Below are 23226 nucleotides of genomic sequence, written 5' to 3' on the forward strand. Positions count from 1 at the left end.
GGGACCGATCATGACGACGCACGCCAACGTTCACCTACTGCCCCAGACCGACCAGCTCCGCGCCCTGCACACGGTCATCCGGGACCGCGAGGCGCGCCGCGAGGACTTCGTCTTCCATGCGCGCCGCATCATCCGGATGCTCGTGGAGTCGGCCCTGGACCTGCTGCCCTTCGAGGAGCACGACGTCACCACCCCGGTGGGCGAGACGTACCGCGGACTGCGGTGCGCCGCGAAGCTCTGCGCGGTGCCGGTCATCCGGGCCGGGGAGAGCATGGAGGCGGAGGTGCGCGACGTCCTGCCGGGCGTCCGCATCGGCAAGGTGCTGATCCAGCGGGACAAGCAGACCAAGCTGCCGCACCTGTACTACTCCCACCTGCCCGACGACATCGCCGAGCGGCACGTGCTGCTGCTGGAGCCGATGCTGGCCACCGGCGGCTCGGCGCTCGCGGCGATCGACGTCCTGACGAAGGCGGGCGTGCGGGAGGAGAACATCGTCTTCGTCAACTTCCTCACCTCGCCGGAGGGGCTGGAGAGGGTCATGGAGGCCCATCCCCGGCTGCGGCTGGTGACGTCCTCGGTCGAGGAGCGGCTCAACGAGCACGCCTTCATGATCCCGGGCATCGGTGACTTCGGCGACCGCTACTTCGGCACCGTCGACTCGGGTGCGCGATGAGCGGTCACCGCGTCATCGGGGACTCCGCGCTGACCGCGCTGGCTCCGGCCGTGTGGGGCAGCACGTACCTGGTGACGACGGAGCTGCTGCCGCCCGACCGGCCGCTGCTGGCGGCGATGATCCGGGCGCTGCCCGCCGGGCTGGTGCTGGTGGCCTTCGGGCGCACGCTGCCGCGCGGGGCGTGGTGGTGGCGGGCGCTGGTCCTCGGCGTGCTGAACATCGGCGCGTTCTTCTACCTGCTGTTCGTCGCCGCGTACCACCTGCCGGGCGGGGTGGCCGCGCTGGTGATGTCCGTGCAGCCCATGATCGTGCTGCTGCTCGGCGTCGGCCTGTTGCGGCAGCGGATCAGGGCGGTCCAGGTCGCCTCGTGCGCGCTGGGCGCCCTCGGTGTGGCGCTGCTGGTGCTCCAGCCACAGGCGGCGCTGGACGCCGTCGGCGTCGCGGCCGGGCTGGGCGGCGCGCTGTGCATGGCGGCGGGCATCGTGTTCACCAAACGCTGGGGCCGGCCCGAGGGCGTCGGTCTGCTGACGTTCACCGGGTGGCAGCTGACGTTCGGCGGTCTCGTGCTGCTGCCCGTGGCGCTGCTGGCCGAGGGGCTGCCCTCCGAGGTCACGGGCGAGAACGTCACCGGCTTCCTGTACCTGAGCGTCATCGGCGCCCTGATCGCCTACGCGGTCTGGTTCCGCGGCATCGAGCGGCTGCCGGCCCTGGCCGTCTCCTTCCTCGCCTTCGCCAGTCCGCTCGCGGCGACGGTCCTCGGCTACGTCTTCCTCGGCGAGTCCCTGTCGGCGGCCCAGCTCGCCGGTGCGGCGGCCGTCGTCGCGGCCGTGGTCATGGCGCAGCCGAGGCCGTCCCGCCGGGGCGGCACCCGGGCGGGCGGGACACCCCCGCCCGCGCCGCAGGAGGCGCCCGCGGACGCGCCCCGGGAGGCGCCTGCGGACGGGCCGCAGGACGCCTCGGGTGAGGCGACGCGGCCGTCCGTCACCCCGCACCACCGTCCATCAGCCGATCAGGGGGATCTCCGTGGAGACAGAAAACTACGCACGCATTCTCTGTAGACGCCTCGTCACCTGCCTGCCGAGCCTGCTGAACCAGCAGGCGGAGGCGCGGCCGGACGACATCGCCGTGGTGGCGCACGACCGGACGCTCAGCTACCAGGAGCTGTCCCGGACGAGCGGCCGGCTGGCGGCCTACCTCCACCACCTCGGCGCCCGGCCCGACGACTGCGTCGGCCTGTTCGTGGACCCGTCGGTGGAGCTGATGACGGGCGTGTGGGGCATCCTCGGCTCCGGGGCGGCCTACCTGCCGCTGTCCCCGGAGTACCCGGAGGACCGGCTGCGGTACATGATCGAGGACAGCCGGACCCGGATCGTGGTGACGGAGGAGGGCCTCGTCCCGCGGCTGCGGGCGCTCGCCCCGCAGGGCACCCGGATCGTCACGGTGGCGGAGGCCGAGGAGTTCACCGGACCGCAGCCGCCGGCGCCGTGCCCGAGCACGCTCGCCTACGTCATCTACACCTCGGGCAGCACCGGTAAGCCCAAGGGCGTGATGATCGAGCACAACAGCATCGTGGCGCAGATGCGGTGGCTGCTGACGAGCGGTCACCTGGGCCCGGAGACGACGGTGCTGCAGAAGACCCCGATGTCGTTCGACGCGGCCCAGTGGGAGATCCTCGCCCCCGCGACGGGCAGCCGCGTGGTCATGGGCACGCCCGGCATCTACCGCGACCCGGAGGCGCTGGTCACGACCATCGCCAAGCACGAGGTGACGACGCTCCAGTGCGTCCCCACCCTGCTCCAGGCGCTGCTGGACACCGAGGCGCTGCCCGCGTGCACCAGCCTCCGGCGGGTCTTCTCCGGCGGTGAGGCGCTGTCCAACCAGCTCGCGCGGCAGTTCGCCGAGCAGCTGCCGGAGGCGTCGCTGGTCAACCTCTACGGTCCGACCGAGTGCACCATCAACGCGACGGCGTACCTGGCGGACCCGGAGGTGCTGGAGGAGGGCGCCGGCTCGGTGCCCATCGGCATACCGGTGGACAGCACGCAGTGCTACATCCTCGACGCGAACATGGCCCCGGCGGGCATCGGGGAGACCGGCGAGCTGTACATCGGCGGCGTCCAGCTCGCCCGGGGGTACCTGCACAAGCCCGAGCAGACGCGGGAACGCTTCGTGGCGTCCCCGTTCGTGCCCACCGAGCGGCTCTACCGCACCGGGGACCTGGCCTCGTGGAACCCGGACGGCACCATCCAGTTCGCGGGCCGGGCCGACAACCAGGTCAAGCTGCGCGGCTACCGGGTGGAGCTGGAGGAGATCGCCCTCGCGATCGAGGAGCACACCTGGGTGCGCCGGGCGGCGGCCCTGGTGACCGACGACGCGCGCACCGGGTTCCAGCGCCTGGTCGCCTGCGTGGAGCTGAACCCGAAGGAGGCCGCCCTGATGGACCAGGGCGTCCAGGGCGGCCACCACATGTCCAAGTCGAGCAAGCTCCAGGTCAAGGCGCAGCTGTCGGGCGCCGGGCTGCGCGAGGACGCCGGGGGGCGCCCGGTGCTGGCGCTGCCGGGCCGCGCGGAGCCGGCCGAGCAGCGGCGCCGCGCGTTCGCCCGCAAGACGTACCGCTTCTACGAGGGCGGCGACGTCACGCGGGAGGACCTGCTGCGGCTGCTGGCCCCGCGCGGCGGGGCGGCGCGCTCCCGCCCGCTGGAGGAGCTGACGCTTCCGGAGCTGGGCACGGCCCTGCGCTGGTTCGGCCAGTTCCACAGTGACGAGCGGCTGCTGCCGAAGTACGCGCACGCCTCCCCCGGCGCCCTGTACGCCACCCAGATGTACCTGGAGACCGGCGGGCTGGAGTGCGGCGTCGAGGCGGGCGTCTACTACTACCACCCGGCCGACCACACGCTGGTGGCGATACCCGGCACGCCCGAGGTGGCGCCCGGGCGGCTGGTGGTGCACTTCTCCGGCAAGCGCAGCGCGATCGAGCCGGTGTACAAGAACAACATCCGCGAGGTGCTGGAGTTCGAGGCCGGGCACATGGTCGGGCTCTTCGAGGAGGTGCTGCCGGAGTACGGGCTCGACATCCGTCCGCTGGAGTACCGGGAGTCGGTGCGCGAGCGGCTGGACGTGGCGGCCGAGGACTACTACCTCGGCACCTTCGAGATCAGCGCCGCCGACGGGCGGCCCCAGGTGGACCCGACGGAGGTGTTCGTCCAGGCGCACGGCGACCGCGTCGCCGGGCTCCCCGAGGGCCAGTACCACTACGCGGACGGCGCGTTGGAGCGGATCTCGGACGAGCTGGTCCGGTCCCGGCACGTCATCGCGATCAACCAGGCCGTCTACGACCGGGCCGGCTTCGGCATCACGGCCGTGAGCCGGGCGCCGGAGCCGTGGCTGGAGTACGTGAGCCTGGGGGTCAAGCTGCACCACCTCCAGGCGTCCGGGCTCGGCCTGGGCCTCATGTCGGCGGGCTACAGCTCCAAGACGGGCAACCCGCTGCCGGCCGCACGGCGGATGGACGACGTCCTCACCGGCAGCGGCTTCGACACCGGCCCGCTGTACTTCTTCGTCGGCGGCCGGGTCAGCGAGGAGCAGCTGGCCAGCGAGGGCATGCACGAGGACGCGGTCCACATGAAGGGCCCGGCCGAGATGATCAAGGACGAGCTGGCCGGTATCCTGCCCGACTACATGCTGCCCAACCAGGTGCTCGTCCTGTCCGAGCTGCCGCTGACGGCGAACGGCAAGGTCGACTCCAAGGCGCTGGCCGCCTCCGACGCGGTCACCTCCGCCGAGGTCACCACGCCGTACGTGGCCCCGGCCACGCGGGCGGAGCGCTGGCTGGCCAAGGAGTGGGGCAGGGCCCTGAAGTACGACCACGTCTCGGTGGAGGACGACTTCTTCGCCTCCGGCGGCAACTCCCTCATCGCGGTGTCGCTGATCAACAAGGTGAACCGCGAGTTCGGGACGCGGCTGCCGATGCAGAGCGTCTTCCAGTGCCCGAAGCTGGGCGAGCTGGCGGCCCGCGTCGAGAACGACACGGAGGAGTCGTCCTCGCGGCTGCTGCTGCTCAACGGCCGCCCCGCGGAGGGTTCCCGTAAGCCGGAGGGCGGCGCGGCGAAGCGGCCCGTCTTCTGCTGGCCGGGGCTCGGCGGGTATCCGATGAACCTGCGGCTGCTGGGCGGCGAGGCCGGTGGCGGACGGCCGTTCTACGGCGTCCAGGCGTACGGCATCAACGCCGGCGAGGTGCCCTACCGGACGATCCGGGAGATGGCCTCGGCCGACGTCTCGGAGATCCTGTCCGTGCAGCCGGAGGGCCCCTACACCCTGTGGGGCTACTCCTTCGGCGCCCGGGTGGCGTTCGAGACGGCCTGGCAGCTGGAGCAGTTGGGCAAGGAGGTGGAGACCGTCCTGCTGATCTGCCCGGGCAACCCGAGCATCCGGTGGGCGGACGGCGACATGTTCGGCCGGCAGTCCTCGTTCGACAACCCGGCCTACGTGGCGATCCTGTTCTCCGTCTTCGTCGCCTCGCTCGGCGGTGAGGACCTGGAGCGCTGTCTCGCCAGGTCGCGTGACGAGGACAGCTTCGTGGACTTCATCCGGGAGGTCGTGCCCGCGCTGGACGAGCAGACGATCCGGCGGATCACCCGCATCGTCGGCGAGACCTACCAGTTCGAGTACACCTTCGAGGAGATGGCCGAGCGCAGGCTGCGCGCCCCGGTGACGATCTTCCGCGCCACCGGGGACGAGTACTCGTTCATCGAGGACGGCACCATCGACGGCGACGGGCCCCGGCCCACCATCGTCGACCTCGACGGCGACCACTACAGCGTGCTCAAGGAACAGGGCGTCGGCGAGCTGGCGTCGGCGATCCGCGAGCGCATCGGCGGCTGAGCCCGCGCCCGCCGCACCCGTACGCCACGCGTCCGGTGCCCCGCCCCGCGCGGCCGGGCACCGGGCGCGTCCGATCCACCTCAGGAGCAGCAGTCATGCCCCACGTGAGCCTCAAGCACTACCCCCGCGAGTTCACACCCGAGCAGAAGCAGCGGCTGGCGGACGCCGTCACCCGCCTCGTCGTCGAGCACTTCGAGGTGCCGGAGAACGTCGTCTCCGTCGCCCTGGAGGCCGTCGACCCGGCGCAGTGGCCGGAGAGGGTCGACGCGCCGGAGATCAGCGCCCGTCCCGACCTGCTCATCAAGACCCCCGACTACGGAAACTGAGGCGACACCCGATGCCCGAACACACCGCCCCGCGCACCACGATCCCGCTGGAGTACGGCGAGGAGGTGCGGGAGGCCCTGCACGCCGGGGAGCCGGTCGTCGCCCTGGAGTCCAACGTCATCACCCACGGCCTGGCCTACCCGGACAACGCGGCGACCGCGAAGAAGGTCGAGGACGCCGTCCGGGCGGGCGGCGCGGTCCCGGCGACGATCTGCGTCGACGAGGGCCGCGTCGTCGTCGGCATGAGCGAGGAGCGGATCGAGCGCTTCGCGCAGGCGTCCGGCATCCCGAAGGTCAGCAGCCGGGACCTGCCGGTCGTCCTCGCGCGCGGCGGGACGGGCGCGACGACGGTCGCCTCCTCGGTCGTCGCGGCCGAGCTGGCCGGTATCCCGTTCTTCTCGTCGGCCGGCATCGGCGGCGTCCACCGGGGCGCCGAGGCGTCGATGGACGTCTCCTCCGACCTCATCCAGTTCACCCGCTCCAAGGTGGCCGTGGTGTGCGCCGGGGCGAAGATGATCCTCGACCTGCGGCTGACGATGGAGTACCTGGAGACGCAGTGCGTCCCGGTGATCTCCTACCGCTCCGACGACTTCCCGGCCTTCTACTGCGTCTCCAGCGGCATCCGCAGCCCGCACCGGATCGACGACGCGGACGTGGTCGCGCGCGTCGTGGAGAACCACTGGGCGGCGGGCGCCCCCGGCGGCGTGCTGGTGACGACGCCGCCGCGCGCCGAGGACGCGGTGGACCGCGCCGAGACGGAGGCGGCCATCGCGGACGCGCTGGCGGCCGCCGAGCGCGACGGCGTCTCCGGCCAGGCGATCACCAAGTACCTGATGCGCGCCGTCGACCGGGCCACCGACGGCCGGACGGCCGAGGCCAACATGGCCGTGCTGATCAGTACGGCGGAGGTCGGCGGGCGGCTCGCCGCCGCCCATGCCCGGCTGCGCCGCGCGCGGCCCTCCTGACACCGGCACCACCCACCACCCGACCCACCCACCGAAGGACGGTCCGCATGACCACCACCCCACCGCACGCCGCGCTGTTCGCGCCGCTGACCCTGGGCAAGATCGCCCTGCGCAACCGGCTCGTCATGGCGCCCATGACCCGCAACCGGGCGACCGTGGACGGCCTCGCCACGCCCCTGATGGCCGAGTACTACGCCCAGCGGGCGCAGGCCGGGCTCATCGTCACCGAGGGCGTGCAGCCCAGCCAGGTCGGCCAGGGCTTCCTCAACACCCCCGGCCTGCACACCGACGAGCAGACCGCGTCCTGGCGGCAGGTCACCGACGCCGTCCACGCCGCCGGGGGCCGCATCGTCGTGCAGCTGATGCACTCCGGGCGCATCGGCCACCCGTCCCTCTACCCGAGCGCCCACCGGTCCGTCGCGCCCTCGCCGCTGGCCGCCGGCGGGCAGTGCTTCACGCCGCAGGGGATGACGGACTACGAGGTGCCGCACGAGCTGACGGTCGAGGAGATCGCCGCCACCGTCGCGGACTTCGCCGACGCCTCCCGCCGGGCGGTGGACGCCGGGTTCGACGGGGTCGAGCTGCACGCGGGAAACGGCTTCCTGCTGCACCAGTTCCTCTCCGACAACACCAACCACCGCACCGACGGCTACGGCGGCGACCTCGCCGGGCGCATCCGGCTCACCGTCGAGGTGGCCGAGGCCGCCGCCGAGGCGATCGGCGCCGACCGCGTCGGCCTGCGCGTCTCCCCGGCCAACCCGTACAACGACATCGTCGAGGGCGACACCGACGAGCTGTACGGCGCGCTGCTGCCGGCGCTGCCACCGCTGGCCTTCCTCCACGTCATGGAGGCCCAGTGCCGCCCGGTGACGCGGACGGTGCGCGAGGTGTGGCAGGGCGCGCTCGTCCTCAACCCGCACCGGGACGCGCAGGCCGGCGCCGTCACCCCCGAGGTGGCCGCCGAGGCGCTGGAGGAGGGGCTGGCCGACGCCGTCGCCCTGGGCGCCCTGTTCCTGGCCAACCCGGACCTGCCCGCGCGCATCCGCGCCGGAGGCCCGTACAACACCCTGGACGAGGGCACCTTCTACGGCGGCGACCACCGGGGCTACACCGACTACCCGACCCTCGCGTGAGCGTGCGGCAGGCTTCGGACCACCGGAAGGGCAGGACAGACCACATGAGCGGGACCGTGCAGCGCGAGGAGCGCAAACTCCTCCTCTTCTCCGGGCGTTCGCACCCGGAGCTGGCCGAGAACGTCGCGGCCCACCTCGGCACCGGCCTGGTGCCCACCAAGGCCGTCGACTTCGCCAACGGCGAGATCTACGTGCGCTACGAGGAGTCGGTGCGCGGCGCCGACTGCTTCCTCCTCCAGAGCCACACCGCCCCCATCAACAAGTGGATCATGGAACAGCTGATCATGATCGACGCGTTGAAGCGGGCCTCGGCGCGGAGCATCACCGTCCTCGTGCCGTTCTACGGCTACGCCCGGCAGGACAAGAAGCACCTGGGGCGGGAGCCGATCTCGGCCCGGCTCATGGCCGACCTGCTCAGCTCGGCCGGCGCCGACCGCATCGTGACGGTGGACCTGCACACCGACCAGATCGTCGGCTTCTTCGACGGCCCGGTCGACCACCTGTTCGCCCTGCCCGTCCTCGCCGACCACGTGCGCGGGCGCGTCGACGCCGACCGGCTCACCGTCGTCTCACCGGACGCGGGCCGGGTCCGCGTCGCCGACCACTGGTGCGACCGGCTGCACGCGCCGCTCGCCATCGTCCACAAGCGCCGCGACCCCCTCGTCCCCAACCGGGCGACGGTCCACGAGGTCGTCGGCGAGGTGGCGGGACGGGTCTGCGTGCTGGTCGACGACATGATCGACACCGCCGGGACCATCTGCGCGGCGGCCGACGCCCTGTACGCGCACGGCGCCGAACGCGTCATCGTCGCCGCGACGCACGGCATCCTGTCCGGGCCGGCCCTGGACCGGCTGAAGAACTCCCGGGTCAGCGAGTTCGTCTTCACCGACACACTCCCCACCCCGGGCGAGGTGGAGCTGGACAAGATCACCGTGCTGTCGGTGGCCCCGCTGCTCGCCCACGCGGTGCGGGAGATCTTCGAGCACGGGTCGGTCGCCGCCCTCGTGGGCGACCTCTGAGACCGGCCACCGCCCCCGGCCGGACGGCTCCGGGGGCGGTGTCGCGCTCGCCGCCGTCTCGTTAGGGTGACCCCATGGCTACCGGGGTACGACGCAGGATGGGTGTGGAGGAGCGGCGGCAGCAGCTCATCGCGGTGGCGCTGGAGCTGTTCAGTGAACGCTCACCCGAGGAGGTGTCCATCGACGACATCGCGTCGGCGGCCGGCATCTCGCGCCCGCTGGTCTACCACTACTTCCCCGGCAAGCACAGCCTCTACGAAGCGGCGGTGCGCGTGGCGGCCGAGGAGCTGGTCGACCACTTCCAGGAGCCGCACGAAGGGCCGCTCGGCGCCCGGCTGCTGCGCGTGATGGGCCGTTACTTCGACTTCGTCGCGAAGAACGGCCCCGGCTTCTCCGCCCTGCTGCGCGGCGGCATGGCCATCGGCCCGGCCCACGCCAACGCCATGATCGACCACGTGCGCCAGCGCGCCTACGAGGAGCTGCTCGCCCACCTCGGGGTCGGCGCCCCCGGCCCCCGGCTGGCCCTCGTCATCCGTTCCTGGGTCGGCGTCGCCGAGACCACGGCGTTGACCTGGCTGGCGGACCGGGCCGTCCCCCGCGCCGAGCTGGAACGCCAACTCGTCCACGACTTCCTGGCGTTGGCGGCCGTCACCGCCACCACGGACGAGGAGACGGCCGCACTGGTGCGGCACGTCATCGCCCAGGAGCCGCCGGACAGCCCCTTCGCGGAGCTGGTGTCCCGGCTCGTCGCGCTCGTCGCCTGAACCGCCGCCGACCCCCGCGCACCGGTGTCCGCCGTCCGGACGGCGTGCGCGCCGGGCCGCCGTGTCCTGCCCCGCCCGCTCCGTCGGCTGCGGAAGAGTGAACCCGGCTCCGACGGCGGGGTGCGCCCCGGCCGTCCGACCGACCGACGGAGGTTCACGGACATGCGGCGACGGACGTACGGAAGGGCCGTGACGGCGGGTGCGGCGACCGCCGCGCTGCTCCTGGGCGGCTGCGGTGACGACGGCGGCGACCAGGGGCCCCCGAGCCCCGGGGACGCCACCGGGCCCGCGACCGTCGCGGTGGAGTCCAGCCCGTACGGCGACATCCTGGTGGGCGAGGACGGGTACGCGCTGTACCTGTTCGAGGCCGACTCCCCCGGCGCGTCCACCTGCGCCGACGCCTGCGCCGAGGTCTGGCCCCCACTGACCACGGACGGCGCACCGGACGCGGGCGACCGGGTGGACGCCGACCTGCTGGGCACGATGGAACGCGCCGACGGCACCACCGGCGTCACCTACAACGACCACCCCCTGTACTACTACGAGCCCGACACCGAGCCGGGCGACGTCGGCGGCCAGGCCATCGACGACTTCGGCGGGCTGTGGTACGTCGTCGGCCCGGACGGCGAGCCGATCGAGGACGAGCGACCCGCCGACGAGGCGACCGACGAGCCGGGCCCCTACTAGCCCCCGCCCGCTCAGCTCCCGCGCTCACCCAGGACGCGGAAACCCGTCGCCCTCCGGGTCGAGGAGGGTCACCCGGGGCCGCCCGTCCCGCGCGGAGTCGACGCGGCGCGCACCGAGGGAGACCGGCCGCTCCACCTCGGCCACCGGAGGATCCGCCCCCGCAGAGCCGCACGGGGAGCTCCGATCCCGTCGGTGCGTGGGGGCCCCTCAGGCGGACGCTTCGGCGGCGATCCGGTCGAACTGGGCGCCCATCGCCTCGGCGAGTGCCGTGGCGGCGGAGAGCGGCCGGACCATGACGGTGAACTCGTCGATCCTTCCCTCCTCGTCGAGATGGAGGAGGTCGCAGCCCTGGATCTGCCGCCCGTTGACGGTGGCGGTGAAGACGAACGCGTGGTCGCGGGAGCCCGGTTGCGTGATCTCGCGGACGTAGGTGAAGTCCTCGAAGACGCGCATCACCCCACGGAGGATGGCGGCGGTGATCGCCTTGCCCGGGTAGGGCTTGAAGGCGACGGGGCTGACGAAGACGACGTCCTCGGCGAGCAGCGCCTCGACGGCGGCCGCGTCGCGGTCCTCGACGGCCTTGCGGAAGGGATGCACCACATCACTCCTGATCAATTAGTTGTCTAGGTGCATCGGAGACTATGACCGGGCGGCGTCGGCTGTCCATCCCCCGCGCACAGGCGGGGGCGTGGAGGACGCGAGGGACGCGCGGAGCGCGACGGGGATGGTCACTTCGTTGACTACTCAACGATGCGCTAGCGTGACCCCATGGCACTGCGCAACGCTGTGATGGCCGCGCTCCTCGACGGAGAGGCGTCCGGGTACGACCTCGCCAAGAGCTTCGACGCCTCCGTCGCGAACTTCTGGAGGGCCACCCCCCAGCAGCTCTACCGGGAGCTGGACCGCATGGAACGCGAGGGGCTGATCACCGCGCGGGTCGTCCGGCAGGAGCGGCGCCCCGACAAGCGGCTCTTCTCGCTGACCGAGACCGGCCGGTCCGCCGTGCGCGCCTTCGTGGCCGAGCCGCCGGGCAGGCCGACCACGGTCCGCGACGAACTGCTCGTCAAGGTGCAGTGCGCCGACGTCGGCGACGTCGAGGCCGTGCGGACGGCGCTCACCGCACGCCTGGAGTGGGCCGCGGCCAAGCTCGCCCGGTACGAGCGGCTCAGGGAGCGCCTCCTGAGCGGACGCACGGAGGACGAGTACTACGCGCAGGCCGAGCGGGTGGGGCCGTACCTGACGCTGCTGCGCGGCATGGCGTTCGAGCGGGAGAACATCCGCTGGGGCGAGACCGCGCTCCGCGTCCTGGAACGCCGCACCGGCACCGCCGCCCGCGCACCGGAGCACACCGCCCCACCGGAGTGACGGAACCGGCCCGGTCCGGCCCGGCCCGTCTGCGGCCGTCCCCCGCACGCCGGGTTCGCCGCCGGGCCGGGAGGGAAGTCTCCCCCGGAGTCCCGTGCGCGGCGTGACACGGGAACGGGACGCGGAGGCGACATGGCACGGCTGGGGTCGCGCGTCGCGGGGAGGGTGAACTTCGTGACCGGCGGGGTCGGTACCGGACGGACCGCGACACCGGTGATCGGCCACTCCTGCCGACTGGAGATCGAACGGCCGGAGAGCGGCAGCGTCGTGCGCGAGATCGCCTGCGGCCACCCGACGTGCCGTCAGCGGCTGCGGGTGCACGGGCTGCGCGAGGCGCGGGCGCGCCGCCGCGGGATCGGGCCCGTGCCGGATCGCGCGAAGAGGGTGGGCGGAAGCCTCCCCATCGGCTCCCGCCCACCCGTATCCGTGCCGCGCCCGGACGGGCCACCCCTGACCGCCACCCGGCCGCTCCACGGCGCGGACCGGGTGAGCGGGCTTCGAACTCCCCGCCCACCCGGCCGTTCACCGGCCGGGGGCGCCGGGCCGGGCGCCCCCGGCCGGGGTCAGCAGTCCCCGGCGCGCTGCCAGGCGTAGCTCTGTCCGGGGACCTGGCCGTAGTTCCAGTAGGCGCTGCGCCACAGCCCGCCCTGGTAGGAGACCGTGCTGCCCGGCGCGTAGTACTCCTGCGGACTCCACGCCCGGGCGTCGCACGGCTCGGGGTCCGGGCCCGGCCCGGTGCCGCCGACGTGCTGGCCTATCCAGGACCGGAACGCGGTGACGTCGGTGTAGATCGTGGCGTCACCCGTTCCGCACGTCGAACCGTTCTGGCCCGCGCGGCTGGTCGCCCCGACGAGTTCCCAGCGGCCGTCCGCCCGGACCAGTGCCGGACCGCCGGAGTCGCCGTAGCACGCCGTGTCGCGCGTGGTGCCGTAGACGCACAGCTCGTTGCCGGGGTTGAAGCCCGCCGCGCACATGTGGTCCGGGTTGATCCGGGTGTCGAGTTGCTTGAGCATCCGGGGCGGGGTCTGCTGGCAGCCCTGCTGCGGACAGGTCTGCCCCCAGCCCAGCAGCCGGGTCTCGGTCCGCGCGGCCGGGGAGGAGGTGGCCAGGGCGACCGGTTGGTTCGACACCGCCCTGCTGAGCCGCATCAGCGCGATGTCGTGGTTGCCCGGAAGGCCGTGGTACGAGGGGTGCTTGACGATCCGGGAGACGGAGACGGTCGTCCCGCCGCTGGAGTTGTCGTGGGAGCCGATGCGCAGCTGGAAGCGGGAGGCCGGCATGGTCCCACCGCCCTGGTCGGTGACGCAGTGGGCCGCGGTCACGACCCACTCGTCGTCGACCAGCGATCCGCCGCAACCGTGACGCCCGTTGACCTGGAGGGACGTCATGAACGGGTAGGACTCGGTCGCCTGACCGCCGCCCACGATGGGCTTGGGGGCTCCCCCGACGGGGGGCGACGGTGCGGCGTGCGCGGTGGCCGGTGCCGCGAGAGCGGCGGCCAGCAGCAGTGCGCTCAGCGCGCCGCGCAGGAGGGTACGGGGTCTCATAGCGTGGTTCCTTCGCACAGAGGTGAACGGAACGTGCCGTCCGGTGGGTGGGGGGTACCGCCGACCGGACATGAACTCACTATGGGAATCCGGTGACCTCCCGGATAATCCCAACCTCACATAAGGTCCCCCTATGGAGCTGGAGTTGCGGCATCTCCGCGTGGTCAGGGCCATCGCCGACCAGGGGACCCTGACCTCGGCGGCCCGGGAACTGGGGATGACGCAGCCCTCGGTCAGCGAGAACCTGCGCCGTGCCGAGCGGGCCGTCGGCGGGCGGCTGTTCCACCGCGACGTGCACGGAGCCCGGCCCACACCGCTGGGTGAGGTGGTGGCGGCGCACGCGGGCACGGTCATGAACGCGGTGGACCGGATGACGGCGGCCACGACCCGCCACCATGCCGGCGTCCTGCCCCCGGTCGTGCGCGTGCACTGCACCCCGGGCACGCTCGTCGCGCACCTCTCGGTTGCGGTGCCCGACGTCACCGGGTGCGACGTCGAGATCAGCACCGGCGCCCATCCGGGGCGACCGCTGGAGCTGCTGGCCGGACGTCGGTCCGAAGCGGCTCTGCTGACCTGCTTCCCGGACCCGCGACGCGCGGAGCGGGCCGTCTCACCGGAAGGGACGCGCCGCAGCGTGGTCGCGCGGGAGCCCGTGTTCGTCGGTGTGTCCGCGGATCACCGGCTGGCCGGGCGACGGGAGGTCCACCTGGCCGAACTGGCGGAGGAGACCTGGTGTGTCGATCCGGGGCCGCACCACGAGCTCACCGACCACCTCGTGCGGAGCTGCCGGGACACCGGGTACCGGCCCACCCTGCGCGCCTGCGACCACACCGAGGGGCTGCAACTGGTGGAGATGGGCCGGGCCGTGATGCCGTTCGCCCCGAGCGCCCGGCCCCGTGAGGGGCTGGTCTGTCTCGCGCTGAGGGGCACGCCCCTGCGGATGACGACCGCGCTGTACTGGCACCCGCTGGGCCCGCTGGCGGGCGACCGGGTGCAGGGCCTGTGGGAACGGCTGGTGCGGGCCCAGCACGACATCGTCGAGCGCACGCCGCGCTACCGGGCGTGGCTGGAACGGCACCCCGACTGGCGGACCACACCGCGCGCCATGGAGACCACCTCACCGCACGGCGCGTAGGGGCACCTTCCCCGACCCGGTGTCGCACGCCGGCGCGGAGCCGAGCCAGCCGGGGTTGCGCTCCCACCAGCCGGGTATGTGGCCGTGCGTGCCGACCAGCGCGCGGTAGGCATCGACCAGGCCCGCACGCACCCGTTCGGCCAGGGCGTCGTCGACCGGGCCGCCCTCCGCCCACAACAGCAGGTGACGGACGCGGACCGGGGCCCCGCGCAGCTCGCGCACCGGTCCGGGCGGAGCGACACCGGTGTCCAGGGCCTGCACCGCCATCACCACTGGATCCCCCCGCCGGATCAGCTGGGCGACCAGCAGGGGGTCGGTCGCACGGATCACCACGGAGCCGAGCCCGGCGAGGCGGCACTGCTCCAGCAGGTGGTGATCGAACTCGTCATCACCGTTGACGACCAGCAGCCAGCCGAGCCCCTCCAGATCGGCGAGGTCGAGCGCGGACCGGCGCGTCGTGGGGTGACCGGGCGGCAGCGCCACGAACACCGGCTCGCTCCCCACCGGGAGCACGCGCACACCCGGCGGTGGGGCGGCCTCGCGCCCGGGGAAGTCCACGTGGAGCACCAGGTCCAGCTCGCCCCGGGCGAGCACCTCCATGGCGACGGCCTGCCGGTCCACGACCGACAGGTCGGCGATGCGTCCGGGGAAGGCCCGCGCCGCGACGTCGCACAGGCGCGACGCCAGGGGTGTCGACCGCACCCCCATGCGCAGCACGGTCCGGTCCGGGGGCGCCCGGTGGGCGTGGACGGCCCGTTCCACGTCCTCCAGGGCGCCGAGCACGTCCCGCACGTGGGGCAGCAGCACCTCCCCGAGCGCGGTGAGCCGCACCCCGTGACGGGCGCGGGCGAAGACCTCACCTCCGACGGTCTCCTCGATCCGCCGCAGTTGGGCGGTCAGCGCGGGCTGGGAGAGTCCCAACCGCCGGGCCGCCCCGGTCACGCTTCCCGCCTCCTCCACGGCGGCCAGGCACCGCAGATGCCGCACCTCCAGGTCCATCGCCCGATTATGACGCCGCCGGTTCGCGGGGGAACCCCTCCGGTCGCGTCGTGTCGAAGGCGACCGGAGGACCCGCGGGAGAGCCGGGTTCGGCGCGTCGTGGGGTGGGGGGACCTCCACGGCGCGGCCCGCCGACGGCCCGGGAACGTGCCCGCACGGGGAGCGAGCGGCCGGAGAGCGGTGCCGTCGTGCGGAGGTTTCGGTGGAGGCGCCCGAGCCCCGACGGCCCGCCGTCAGTCGCGGGGCCGGGCGCGGCAGGGGCGGTTGCCGCAGACGTCGACGAGGAGGCCGGTCTTGAGGAACCAGGCCATCTGGAGGCGGGCGGCAGCGTCGTGGCGGGGGTCGCCGTGCGGGTCGTGGCCGGTGTCGGGCGGGGTGTTGGTCAGCGGCTGGTGGGGGCTGCCGCTGTCCCACACGACCAGCCCCGAGCCCCGGTCCAGGCGGCGCAGCGGACGGATGCCCCAGTACGGGTCGGCGTCCGGGCTGCGGCCCTCGGCCACGGCCGGGGTGTGCACGCGGGCGCCGACGGTGCGGGCCTGCACCTCGGCGGCGTGCGGCGTCACCAGGTGGTCGCCGAACGCCACGTGCAACAGCACCTGGTGGCGCGGGGTGCCGGGCAGCGGGTCGTCCGTCATGTGGTGGGCGTACCCGTTGGCCTCGCCCCGGTCCCAGAGCATCTGGAGCAGCGCGAACCCGATCTGCTGATCCAGCGTGTCGGGGTAGGTGGTGTCCAGCAGGCGCTGGAAGGGCGCGAAGCCGGTGCTGCGGTTGAGCAGGGTGCTGTAGTTCATGCCCGGGACGCCGAGCGCGGACCGCCGCACCTCCGTGGAGAGGGCGGTGACCATGCCGCCCATGATGGCGCCCTGGCTGTTGCCGTAGAAGCCGAGCGGTGCGTGGCGGCTGAGGACGGAGCGGCCCCGGGTGCCCGCGAAGGCCGGGTCGGCGGCCAGCCCGTCGGGGTGGGTCATGAGGCGGCCGAGCCACAGGGTGTTGAGCACACCCTGCTGGAGCCGGTCGGGGACGGTGTGGAAGTCGCTGAGGTCGGTCAGGGTGCGGGCGACGTGTGCGACGTCCTCGTCGGCCATGCCCTGCCACTTCGTCGCGCACAGGACGAAGTGGTGCTCGGCGGCGAAGGCCGTCACGGCGCCGGAGCCGACCTCGGCCTCCCGGCCGAAGAGGCCGTGCCCGTAGAGGCCGGGCCAGGCGGGCCGGGTGAGGGCGCTGCGCGGGATCTCGCACCGGAACGCGGCGACCTGCACGTTGCCCTCGGCCCGCTGCGGCAGCCCGTCGGGCCCGTACCGCATCCCGGAGCCGGGCGGTCCGCCCGGCCGGTCGAGGTAGGACGGCACGTTGAACACGCCGCGCACCGAGCGGGCGACGGCGTCGTCGCCGCCGTGCTCGCGGACCTCGGTGACCAGGAACTCGGGCGCCTCGTCGCCCAGTTCGCGGAAGGACTCGTCGCGCAGGTGCAGCATCCGCTCGCTCAGTCCGCGCTCGCTCGCCACGGTGAAGTCCCAGACGAGGTACGCGCCGCGCGGATCGATCCCGGCGCGGGCCAGCCCTCTCAGGGCGGGCCGCAGCTGCCGCTGCCGCTCGTACAGCGGGTCACCGGGGTGCAGGGGCTTCCCGGCGACCTTCCGGTAGGCGTCCGGGGCGGGGAGGGGCGTCCCGTCGGCGTCGCGCAGGTCGCGCAGGACGACGGCGTAGTGGTGGCCCTCGGCGAGGTTGCGGGCGGGGCGGACGATGAGGGCGCGCCGCGCGGGGTCGTCGGCGTTCGCGTCGAGTTCGGCCCAGTAGGGGTGCCGCTGCCCGGTGTCGAGGTCGAGCAGCACGATGGGCGCGTCCCGGTCGAGGGAGGCGCCGATGTCGGTGACGGGTGCGGCGCCCGTCCGGCCCAGGTCCAGGCCGGGTACCTGCGCGAGGACCATGGAGCCGGGTGAGAAGCCGTCGTTGCGGTTCCACTCCGCCGGGTCGACGTGCGTACCGCGCACGTTGGCGGGCAGCGCGTCGGCGACGAAGGCCACCCGGCGTCCGGTGTCGGTGGAGGCGTCGGGCACGGTGTGCCAGTCGCTGGGGAAGGGCAGCACGCACGCGGCCGGATCCAGCGGGTCGCAGCCGCGCGGCGCGGCCTCGGCCTCGGCCTCGGCGGGACGTGCCGCCGCTCCGGGCGCGAGCAGCCCCGCGGCGAGGACGAGCCCGACCACCACCGACGCACCCCGGCGCATTCTCATGCGCTCCCTTGTCCCACGCCGCCGGCCGTGCGTCCAGGCATCGGCGTGACCAACCCCGCCCCCGGGGGACGGCGACGGCCCGCCCCCGGGGTGGGGGGCGGGCCGCCGGTCGGGGGCGCGGGTCAGGTGGTCTGGAAGACCGCGACGGTGCGGGCGGGGACGGTGAAGGTGCCGGTGTCCCGCGCGTGGGACGCCGACCGCACGGTCTCGTCGGAGCCGGTGGCCTGCGCCTCGTGTAGCGCGTACTGCTTCCCCGCGGTGTCCGTGAGCCGCTGCTCCTGGCTCTGCGGCGTCGCGTTGAAGACGACGACGAGGTCGTCGAGCCGCATCGTGATGACGCCCGGCGTCTCCCCCTGGCCCGAGAGCGGGAAGGACAGCGCGCGCTGCACCTCGGCCGCGTCGGTCAGGGAGAAGGCGTCCTCGGAGGAGCGGATCGTCAGCAGGTCTCGGTAGGCGGCCGAGGCGCCCTCGATCTCCGCGCAGCCGGGGTTCGCCTGCGGGAGGGTCAGCAGCGGCCGGGCGAAGGGCCACTTGTCCTCGTTGTCCCAGGCCGGGGGCAGGCCCCGGGCGAAGCCGTTGCCGGCCGAGCAGTCCCAGTTGATGACGTTGAACCAGTCGCCGGAGTTGTAGCTGTTGCGGTCCAGGGACTTGCTGCGCAGCAGGTCGCTGCCGGCCTGGCTGAGCGCCGGGCCCTGGGAGAGCGCGGCCGTCGCCATGGCGAGGACCTGCATGCGCGCCCGGTCGGCGGCGGAGGTGTCGGTGGGCAGTTTGAAGGTGAGCGCGTCGTAGAGCGTCTCGTTGTCGTGGGCGTCGGCGTAGGCGAGCGCGTCGCCGGGGGCGTCGGCGTACCCGGCGGGCGAGCCGTTGTAGTCGACCTCGGCACCGGTCACCGCGCGGCCGGAGCTGTCGGTGAACCGGTAGTCGGCGAGGTTGCCGGTGAGGCCGACCTTGATGAGGTCCTGGTACTGGAGCAGCCGTGCCTTCTGCTCGGCCCGCGAGCCGTTCGCCTCCGAGTCGTTCGGGTCGGTGTAGAGGCCGGAGGCGAAGCCCTGCACGCCGGGGTCCGCGTCGAAGGGGCCGCCGCCGCGCACGGCGTCGCGGGCCCGGTCGGAGAAGGTGGCGATGCCGGTCCCGGCCATGTTCTGCTGCGTGGCCTGGACGAAGCGGGCGTCGTCGGCGACCTCCCCGAAGTTCCAGCCCTCGCCGTAGAGGATGATGCTCTCGCCGTCGACGCCGTCCTTCTCCGGCGTCAGTTCGTCCAGTGCGGCCCGGACGGCGAGGATGTTCTCCTTCGGGTGGTGGCCCATGAGGTCGAAGCGGAAGCCGTCGACCTTGTACTGCCGGGCCCAGGTGACGATCGAGTCGACCGTGAGCTTGCCCATCATGGTGTGCTCGGGCGCGGTGTTGGCGCAGCAGGTGGAGGTCGCGACGGTGCCGTCGGCCAGGAGCCGGTGGTAGTAGCCCGGCACGATGCGGTCCAGGACGGACTTCTCGTCCTGCCCGGCCGCGAAGGTGTGGTTGTAGACGACGTCCAGGACGACGCCCAGCCCCTCCTCGTTCAGGCCGCGCACCATCTCCCGGTACTCGCGGGTGCGGCCCGGCCCCTCGGGGTCGGTGGCGTAGGAGCCCTCGGGGACGGTGTAGTGCAGCGGGTCGTAGCCCCAGTTGTAGACGTCCTCGTCCCGCACCTCGCCCACGCACTCCTGCTGCCGCTCGGAGTCGGCGGGCAGGGCGGCCAGGTCGCAGTCGGGCACGGCCTGGTCGGCGGGGCGCTCGGGGGTGGTGGCGATGTCGTAGGTCGGCAGCAGGTGGACGTGGGTCGTCCCGGCGTCGGCGAGCTCCCGCAGGTGCGTCATGCCGTCGCTGTCCTTGTCCGTGAACGCCCGGTAGGTGCCCGGGTGCTGCGAGGTCGGGTCGGCGACGGAGAAGTCCCGCACGTGCAGCTCCTGGATCCGCGCGTCGCGCAGGGCGACCGGCTCGGGCTTGTCCAGCGTGTCCCAGCCGCGCGGGGCGAGCTCCGGGTCGTCCAGGTCGACGACGAGGCTGCGCTCGGAGTCCGTGGTGAGCGCCGTGGCGTACGGGTCGGTGACCTTGTTGGTGACGACCTCGCCCGCCTCGGGCGCCCAGACCGTGACGTGGAACCGGTAGGGCTTGCCCTCCCAGCCGCGGTTGCCGCGCGCGCTCCACACGCCGGTGGTGTCGTCGCGGCGCATCGGGACGGTGCGGCCGTCCAGGTCGAGCGCGACGTTCTGCGCCGTGGGCGCCCACACCGACAGGGTGGGACGCCCCTTGGCGTCGAAGACGGGCCCGAGGGCGGCGTCGGCCGCGCGCTCGCCGTAGACGTCGTCGAGCACGCCGGGGAGCTGCACGCCGGTCGCGGCGAGCAGGGCGCCGTTCGCGGCCCGCTGGGTGGCGACGACCTGGCCGCGCAGGGCCTCGCGCACCCGGTCGCGGTCGCGCGGGTCGACGCGGTAGGCGGTGTGGTCGGCCAGGTGCGGGAACTCCGCCCGCTGCTCCTCGGTGAGCCCGCCGTCGACGGGGGTCAGGCGCAGCCAGCGGCCCTCGTGGGTGAGGGTGCCGTTCTCGGCGAGGGCGATGCGGCCCTCGCGGTCGTGCAGGAGCTGGGTGGTGGCCGCGTCGTGGCCGGTGTTCCAGGCGACGGTGTCCCGGTCGATCCACTGCGCCTCGGCCCGGCCCAGGTCCAGGTCGGGGGCGCTGCCGGTGGTGGGCAGCAGGTAGCCGGGGGTGGCGCTGAGCTTCCACACCTCGCGGCCGTGGGTGGCGAAGTCCAGGGCCTGGTCGGCGGCCTCGTCCTTCTCGTCACCCTTGTGGATGATGTAGCTCAGGGACGTGGCGCCGTCGGCGAGCGGCACCTCGAACGTGGCGCCGAAGGCGTCGCTGCGGACGGGTGCGAGCGGCTTCGCCCAGTCCGTGGGCTCGGCCGCGCCCGTCCAGGTGTGCAGGCCCCAGCCGTCGTAGTCGCCGTCGGGGCGGTGGTAGTGGAGGACGGCGGTGTTCTCGTCCTGCGGCGGGTAGACGCCCTCGGGGCGTTCGTGGGCGGTGTCCTCGCCGCCCTGCTCGACCCACACCTCGCCGGAGCGGGCCAGGTCGATCGTGCGGGTGGCCCCGTCGGCGGCGCCGTCCTTCTCGATCGTGAAGCTCAGCGTGCCGCTCTCCTCGCCCTCGGCGGGCTCGATCCAGGCGAAGGCGCCGAAGGCGTCGCGGCCGGTGAAGGCGGCGGTGCGGTCCCCGGCGACGAGCCGCCAGCCGTCGTAGTCGCCCTCGGGGCGCTGGTAGTGGACGACGGCCCGGTCCCGCTCGACGGCCGAGGGCACCTCGGGCGCCGGGGGTGTGCCGGAGACGCTGTCGGCCCCGGCGGACGCCGTGCGGCCCGCGTGGTCGACGACGACGGCCCGGTAGCGCAGCGGGGTGCCGGGCGCCACGTCCTCGCCCAGGTGCTGGGTGACGGCGAACGGCGCGTGGTCGGCCGTGCCGAGGGTCCGCCAGCGGCCGTCGCCGACCTGCGCGGAGAACACGACGTGCCGCAGCCCGCCGCCCTCGACGTCCGCCCGCAGCTCGACGGTGCCGGTCGCGCCCTCGGCGGGGGCGGTCAGCGTGATGCCGGGCTCGCCCTCCGGGGCGGGCAGGGGCCGGTCGGCGCGGTGGACGACGGCGGACAGGGCCGGGACGGTGACCTCGACGGCCCCGTCCCGCGCGGTGACGTCCTCGCCCTCGCCGTACAGCGGCGCGAAGCGGGCGCCGTCGGTGCCGACGGGCACCCGCACGGTGCGCGGCTCCTGCGCGTTGTTGAGCGTGACGAGGTACTCGGTGGGGTCCTCGCCCGCGCTGAACCGGGAGGTGGCGTAGACGCCGGCGCCCTCGTCGGCGTACCGCTCGGTCTGGGTGCCGTCGCGCAGCGCCGGGTGCCGCGTCGTCAGCTCCGCCAGGTCGGCGATGGACCGGTAGAGCGGGTGCCCGGTGTCGTAGGCGTCCTGCGCGTGGGTGCGCTCGGGGCTGCCGATCTGCCGGTTGGTCTCCGCGTCGAGGTAGTCGGGGGTGCGGGAGGCGAAGAGGGGCTGGCGGGCGTCCTTGTCGCCGCCGGGGCCGGTGAAGCCCTGCTCGTCCCCGGAGTAGACGACGGGGTTGCCCCGGCTGAGGAACATCAGCTCGTGGGCGAGGGTGGCCCGGCGCAGCAGCTCGGCGTCGTCCGCCTCGGGGTTGTCCTGGGTGAGGAAGGAGCCGATGCGGCCCATGTCGTGGTTGCCGAGGAAGGTGACCTGCTCGTAGGCGTTGGACTCACCCGTGGTGTAGCGGTAGTCCTGCGCGAAAAGGTCGCTGAGCCGGCTCGCGTCGCCGCCGCGCGAGGCGAAGCCCCGGGCGGCGTCCTGGAAGGGGAAGTCGAGGGTGGAGTCGAGCCCGCCCCGCGTCACGTAGCGGGAGGTGACGGCCGGGTCGGCGGAGTAGACCTCGCCGAACATGAAGAAGTCGTCGTTGCCGCGCTGGGCCGCGTAGGCGTCCAGGGCCGTGGCCCACTGCGTCCAGAACTCCATGTTGACGTGCTTGACCGTGTCGATGCGGAAGCCGTCGATGCCGAAGTCCCTGACCCACCGCTGGTAGATCTTCTCCATCCCCTCGACGACCTCGGGCCGTTCGGTCCACAGGTCGTCCAGGCCCGCGAAGTCGCCCTGCTCGGAGGACTCCCCGGCGAACGTCGAGTCGCCCCGGTTGTGGTACATCGTCGGGTCGTTGAGCCAGCCGGGGACCTTGACGTCCTGCTCCTCCTCGGCCACGACGGGCGTGCGGGGGAAGGACTCCCCGTTCACGGCGGGGAAGGGCCCGCCGTCCGCGTGCGCGGCGTCGTCGAACGGCTCGCCGTCCTTCGTCAGGTAGGGGAAGGCGCCCTGGGACAGGTAGTGGTAGGAGTCCTCCTCGTAGGAGATGACGTCGGCGGTGTGGTTGGTGATGACGTCGAAGAAGACCTTCATGCCCTTGTCGTGGGCGGCCTTCGTCAGCGCCTTGAGGTCCTTGTTGCTCCCGAAGTGCGGGTCGATCCGGGTGAAGTCGGTGATCCAGTAGCCGTGGTACCCGGCCGAGGCGTTCTCGCCCTCGCCCTGGACGGGCTTGTTCGTGAACAGCGGCGCCATCCAGATCGCCGTCGTGCCCAGGCCCTTGATGTAGTCGAGCCGGTCGATCAGGCCCTTGAGGTCCCCGCCCTGGTAGAAGCCCTTGTCCTCGGGGTCGAACCCGGTCTCCAGCCGCCCGCCCGTCAGGCCGCCCTCGTCGTTGCCCCGGTCGCCGTTGGCGAAGCGGTCGGGCAGGACGAAGTAGAACTGCTCGCGGGTCAGTTCGTGCCGCGTCGGTTCGGCGGCGAGCTTCTCCTCCGACGGGGGTGGTGGCGCCGAGGCGTCCTCGTCGGGGGCGCAGGCGGACATGAGCGTCGTGAGCAGGCCGGCCACCAGGGCGGCGGCCGTGCCTCTGCGACGTGCGGAGAAACCGTTCAAGGG

17 protein-coding genes are annotated in these 23226 nt (G+C 73.4%); 11 read left to right on the forward strand and 6 right to left on the reverse strand.

Annotated features, from left to right (window positions below; all coding sequences use genetic code 11):
• Positions 1–10 precede the first annotated feature (10 nt).
• From upp to IF129_RS02315, 9 genes are all read left to right on the forward strand, one after another.
• Entirely contained in the window at positions 11–673 is a 663-nt protein-coding gene (upp, locus tag IF129_RS02275) for a uracil phosphoribosyltransferase (protein WP_191207683.1), read from the forward strand.
• Entirely contained in the window at positions 670–1731 is a 1062-nt protein-coding gene (locus IF129_RS02280; RefSeq protein WP_191207684.1) for an EamA family transporter, read from the forward strand. The genes upp and IF129_RS02280 overlap by 4 nt, the downstream gene beginning before the upstream one ends.
• Positions 1697–5551, forward strand: coding sequence for a non-ribosomal peptide synthetase family protein (locus IF129_RS02285; protein WP_191207685.1), 3855 nt, complete (start codon positions 1697–1699; stop codon positions 5549–5551). The genes IF129_RS02280 and IF129_RS02285 overlap by 35 nt, the downstream gene beginning before the upstream one ends.
• A gap of 95 nt (positions 5552–5646) precedes the next feature.
• Positions 5647–5877: a tautomerase family protein gene (locus tag IF129_RS02290; RefSeq protein ID WP_191207686.1), complete on the forward strand. Its 231-nt coding sequence runs from the start codon at positions 5647–5649 to the stop codon at positions 5875–5877.
• 11 nt (positions 5878–5888) lie between these two features.
• On the forward strand, positions 5889–6842 hold the full coding sequence (locus tag IF129_RS02295) for a pseudouridine-5'-phosphate glycosidase (RefSeq protein ID WP_191207687.1): 954 nt from the start codon (positions 5889–5891) through the stop codon (positions 6840–6842).
• Between the two features lie 47 nt (positions 6843–6889).
• Positions 6890–7975, forward strand: coding sequence for an alkene reductase (locus IF129_RS02300; RefSeq protein WP_191207688.1), 1086 nt, complete (start codon positions 6890–6892; stop codon positions 7973–7975).
• A 44-nt stretch (positions 7976–8019) separates the two neighbouring features.
• Positions 8020–8994 (forward strand): ribose-phosphate diphosphokinase, encoded by a 975-nt coding sequence (locus IF129_RS02305; protein ID WP_191207689.1) that lies wholly within the window; start codon positions 8020–8022, stop codon positions 8992–8994.
• 74 nt (positions 8995–9068) lie between these two features.
• A complete protein-coding gene (locus IF129_RS02310) occupies positions 9069–9758 on the forward strand; it encodes a TetR/AcrR family transcriptional regulator (protein WP_191207690.1) in 690 nt (229 codons plus the stop codon).
• A 162-nt stretch (positions 9759–9920) separates the two neighbouring features.
• Positions 9921–10445 (forward strand): COG4315 family predicted lipoprotein, encoded by a 525-nt coding sequence (locus IF129_RS02315; RefSeq protein WP_191207691.1) that lies wholly within the window; start codon positions 9921–9923, stop codon positions 10443–10445.
• Between the two features lie 24 nt (positions 10446–10469).
• Here IF129_RS02315 and IF129_RS02320 read toward each other — a convergent pair whose 3' ends face one another.
• Together IF129_RS02320 and IF129_RS02325 are read right to left on the reverse strand one after the other, a co-directional pair.
• Positions 10470–10589 carry a VOC family protein gene (locus IF129_RS02320; protein ID WP_191207692.1) on the reverse strand — a complete coding sequence of 40 codons (120 nt, stop codon included), beginning with the start codon at positions 10587–10589 and terminating at the stop codon, positions 10470–10472.
• A gap of 63 nt (positions 10590–10652) precedes the next feature.
• Positions 10653–11042 (reverse strand): nuclear transport factor 2 family protein, encoded by a 390-nt coding sequence (locus IF129_RS02325; protein WP_191208232.1) that lies wholly within the window; start codon positions 11040–11042, stop codon positions 10653–10655.
• A 171-nt stretch (positions 11043–11213) separates the two neighbouring features.
• Between IF129_RS02325 and IF129_RS02330 the strand changes: the two genes are divergently transcribed.
• Positions 11214–11810, forward strand: a complete 597-nt coding sequence (locus IF129_RS02330; RefSeq protein WP_191207693.1) for a PadR family transcriptional regulator — start codon at positions 11214–11216, stop codon at positions 11808–11810.
• Positions 11811–12373: 563 nt separating this feature from the next.
• On the opposite strand, the gene IF129_RS02335 is transcribed toward IF129_RS02330, so the two are convergent.
• A complete protein-coding gene (locus IF129_RS02335) occupies positions 12374–13357 on the reverse strand; it encodes a trypsin-like serine protease (protein ID WP_191207694.1) in 984 nt (327 codons plus the stop codon).
• A 133-nt stretch (positions 13358–13490) separates the two neighbouring features.
• On the opposite strand from IF129_RS02335, the gene IF129_RS02340 reads away from it, so the two are divergent.
• A complete protein-coding gene (locus IF129_RS02340; RefSeq protein ID WP_191207695.1) occupies positions 13491–14492 on the forward strand; it encodes a LysR family transcriptional regulator in 1002 nt (333 codons plus the stop codon).
• Here the strand turns inward: IF129_RS02340 and IF129_RS02345 are convergent.
• From IF129_RS02345 to pulA, 3 genes are all read right to left on the reverse strand, one after another.
• Positions 14475–15491 (reverse strand): LysR family transcriptional regulator, encoded by a 1017-nt coding sequence (locus IF129_RS02345; RefSeq protein WP_191207696.1) that lies wholly within the window; start codon positions 15489–15491, stop codon positions 14475–14477. The genes IF129_RS02340 and IF129_RS02345 overlap by 18 nt on opposite strands.
• Before the next feature lie 233 nt (positions 15492–15724).
• The gene (locus tag IF129_RS02350; protein ID WP_224754207.1) at positions 15725–17722 is read right to left on the reverse strand and encodes a hypothetical protein; all 1998 of its coding nucleotides are present in this window, start codon (positions 17720–17722) and stop codon (positions 15725–15727) included.
• A 122-nt stretch (positions 17723–17844) separates the two neighbouring features.
• Positions 17845–23154, reverse strand: coding sequence for a pullulanase-type alpha-1,6-glucosidase (pulA, locus tag IF129_RS02355; RefSeq protein WP_191208234.1), 5310 nt, complete (start codon positions 23152–23154; stop codon positions 17845–17847).
• Between the last annotated feature and the right edge of the window lie 72 nt (positions 23155–23226).

Origin of the sequence: Streptomyces chumphonensis (genome assembly GCF_014779715.1) — a bacterium.
GTDB classification, from domain to species: domain Bacteria; phylum Actinomycetota; class Actinomycetes; order Streptomycetales; family Streptomycetaceae; genus Streptomyces; species Streptomyces chumphonensis.

Excerpts from the sequence above, each read along its gene's own strand:
- upp (WP_191207683.1), top strand. The coding sequence starts at position 11 with ATGACGACGCACGCCAACGTTCACCTACTGCCCCAGACCGACCAGCTC.
- IF129_RS02280 (WP_191207684.1), top strand. The coding sequence starts at position 670 with ATGAGCGGTCACCGCGTCATCGGGGACTCCGCGCTGACCGCGCTGGCT.
- IF129_RS02290 (WP_191207686.1), top strand. The coding sequence starts at position 5,647 with ATGCCCCACGTGAGCCTCAAGCACTACCCCCGCGAGTTCACACCCGAG.
- IF129_RS02295 (WP_191207687.1), top strand. The coding sequence starts at position 5,889 with ATGCCCGAACACACCGCCCCGCGCACCACGATCCCGCTGGAGTACGGC.
- IF129_RS02300 (WP_191207688.1), top strand. The coding sequence starts at position 6,890 with ATGACCACCACCCCACCGCACGCCGCGCTGTTCGCGCCGCTGACCCTG.
- IF129_RS02305 (WP_191207689.1), top strand. The coding sequence starts at position 8,020 with ATGAGCGGGACCGTGCAGCGCGAGGAGCGCAAACTCCTCCTCTTCTCC.
- IF129_RS02310 (WP_191207690.1), top strand. The coding sequence starts at position 9,069 with ATGGCTACCGGGGTACGACGCAGGATGGGTGTGGAGGAGCGGCGGCAG.
- IF129_RS02315 (WP_191207691.1), top strand. The coding sequence starts at position 9,921 with ATGCGGCGACGGACGTACGGAAGGGCCGTGACGGCGGGTGCGGCGACC.
- IF129_RS02330 (WP_191207693.1), top strand. The coding sequence starts at position 11,214 with ATGGCACTGCGCAACGCTGTGATGGCCGCGCTCCTCGACGGAGAGGCG.
- IF129_RS02335 (WP_191207694.1), bottom strand. The coding sequence starts at position 13,357 with ATGAGACCCCGTACCCTCCTGCGCGGCGCGCTGAGCGCACTGCTGCTG.
- IF129_RS02340 (WP_191207695.1), top strand. The coding sequence starts at position 13,491 with ATGGAGCTGGAGTTGCGGCATCTCCGCGTGGTCAGGGCCATCGCCGAC.
- IF129_RS02345 (WP_191207696.1), bottom strand. The coding sequence starts at position 15,491 with ATGGACCTGGAGGTGCGGCATCTGCGGTGCCTGGCCGCCGTGGAGGAG.
- IF129_RS02350 (WP_224754207.1), bottom strand. The coding sequence starts at position 17,722 with ATGAGAATGCGCCGGGGTGCGTCGGTGGTGGTCGGGCTCGTCCTCGCC.
- pulA (WP_191208234.1), bottom strand. The coding sequence starts at position 23,154 with ATGTCCGCCTGCGCCCCCGACGAGGACGCCTCGGCGCCACCACCCCCG.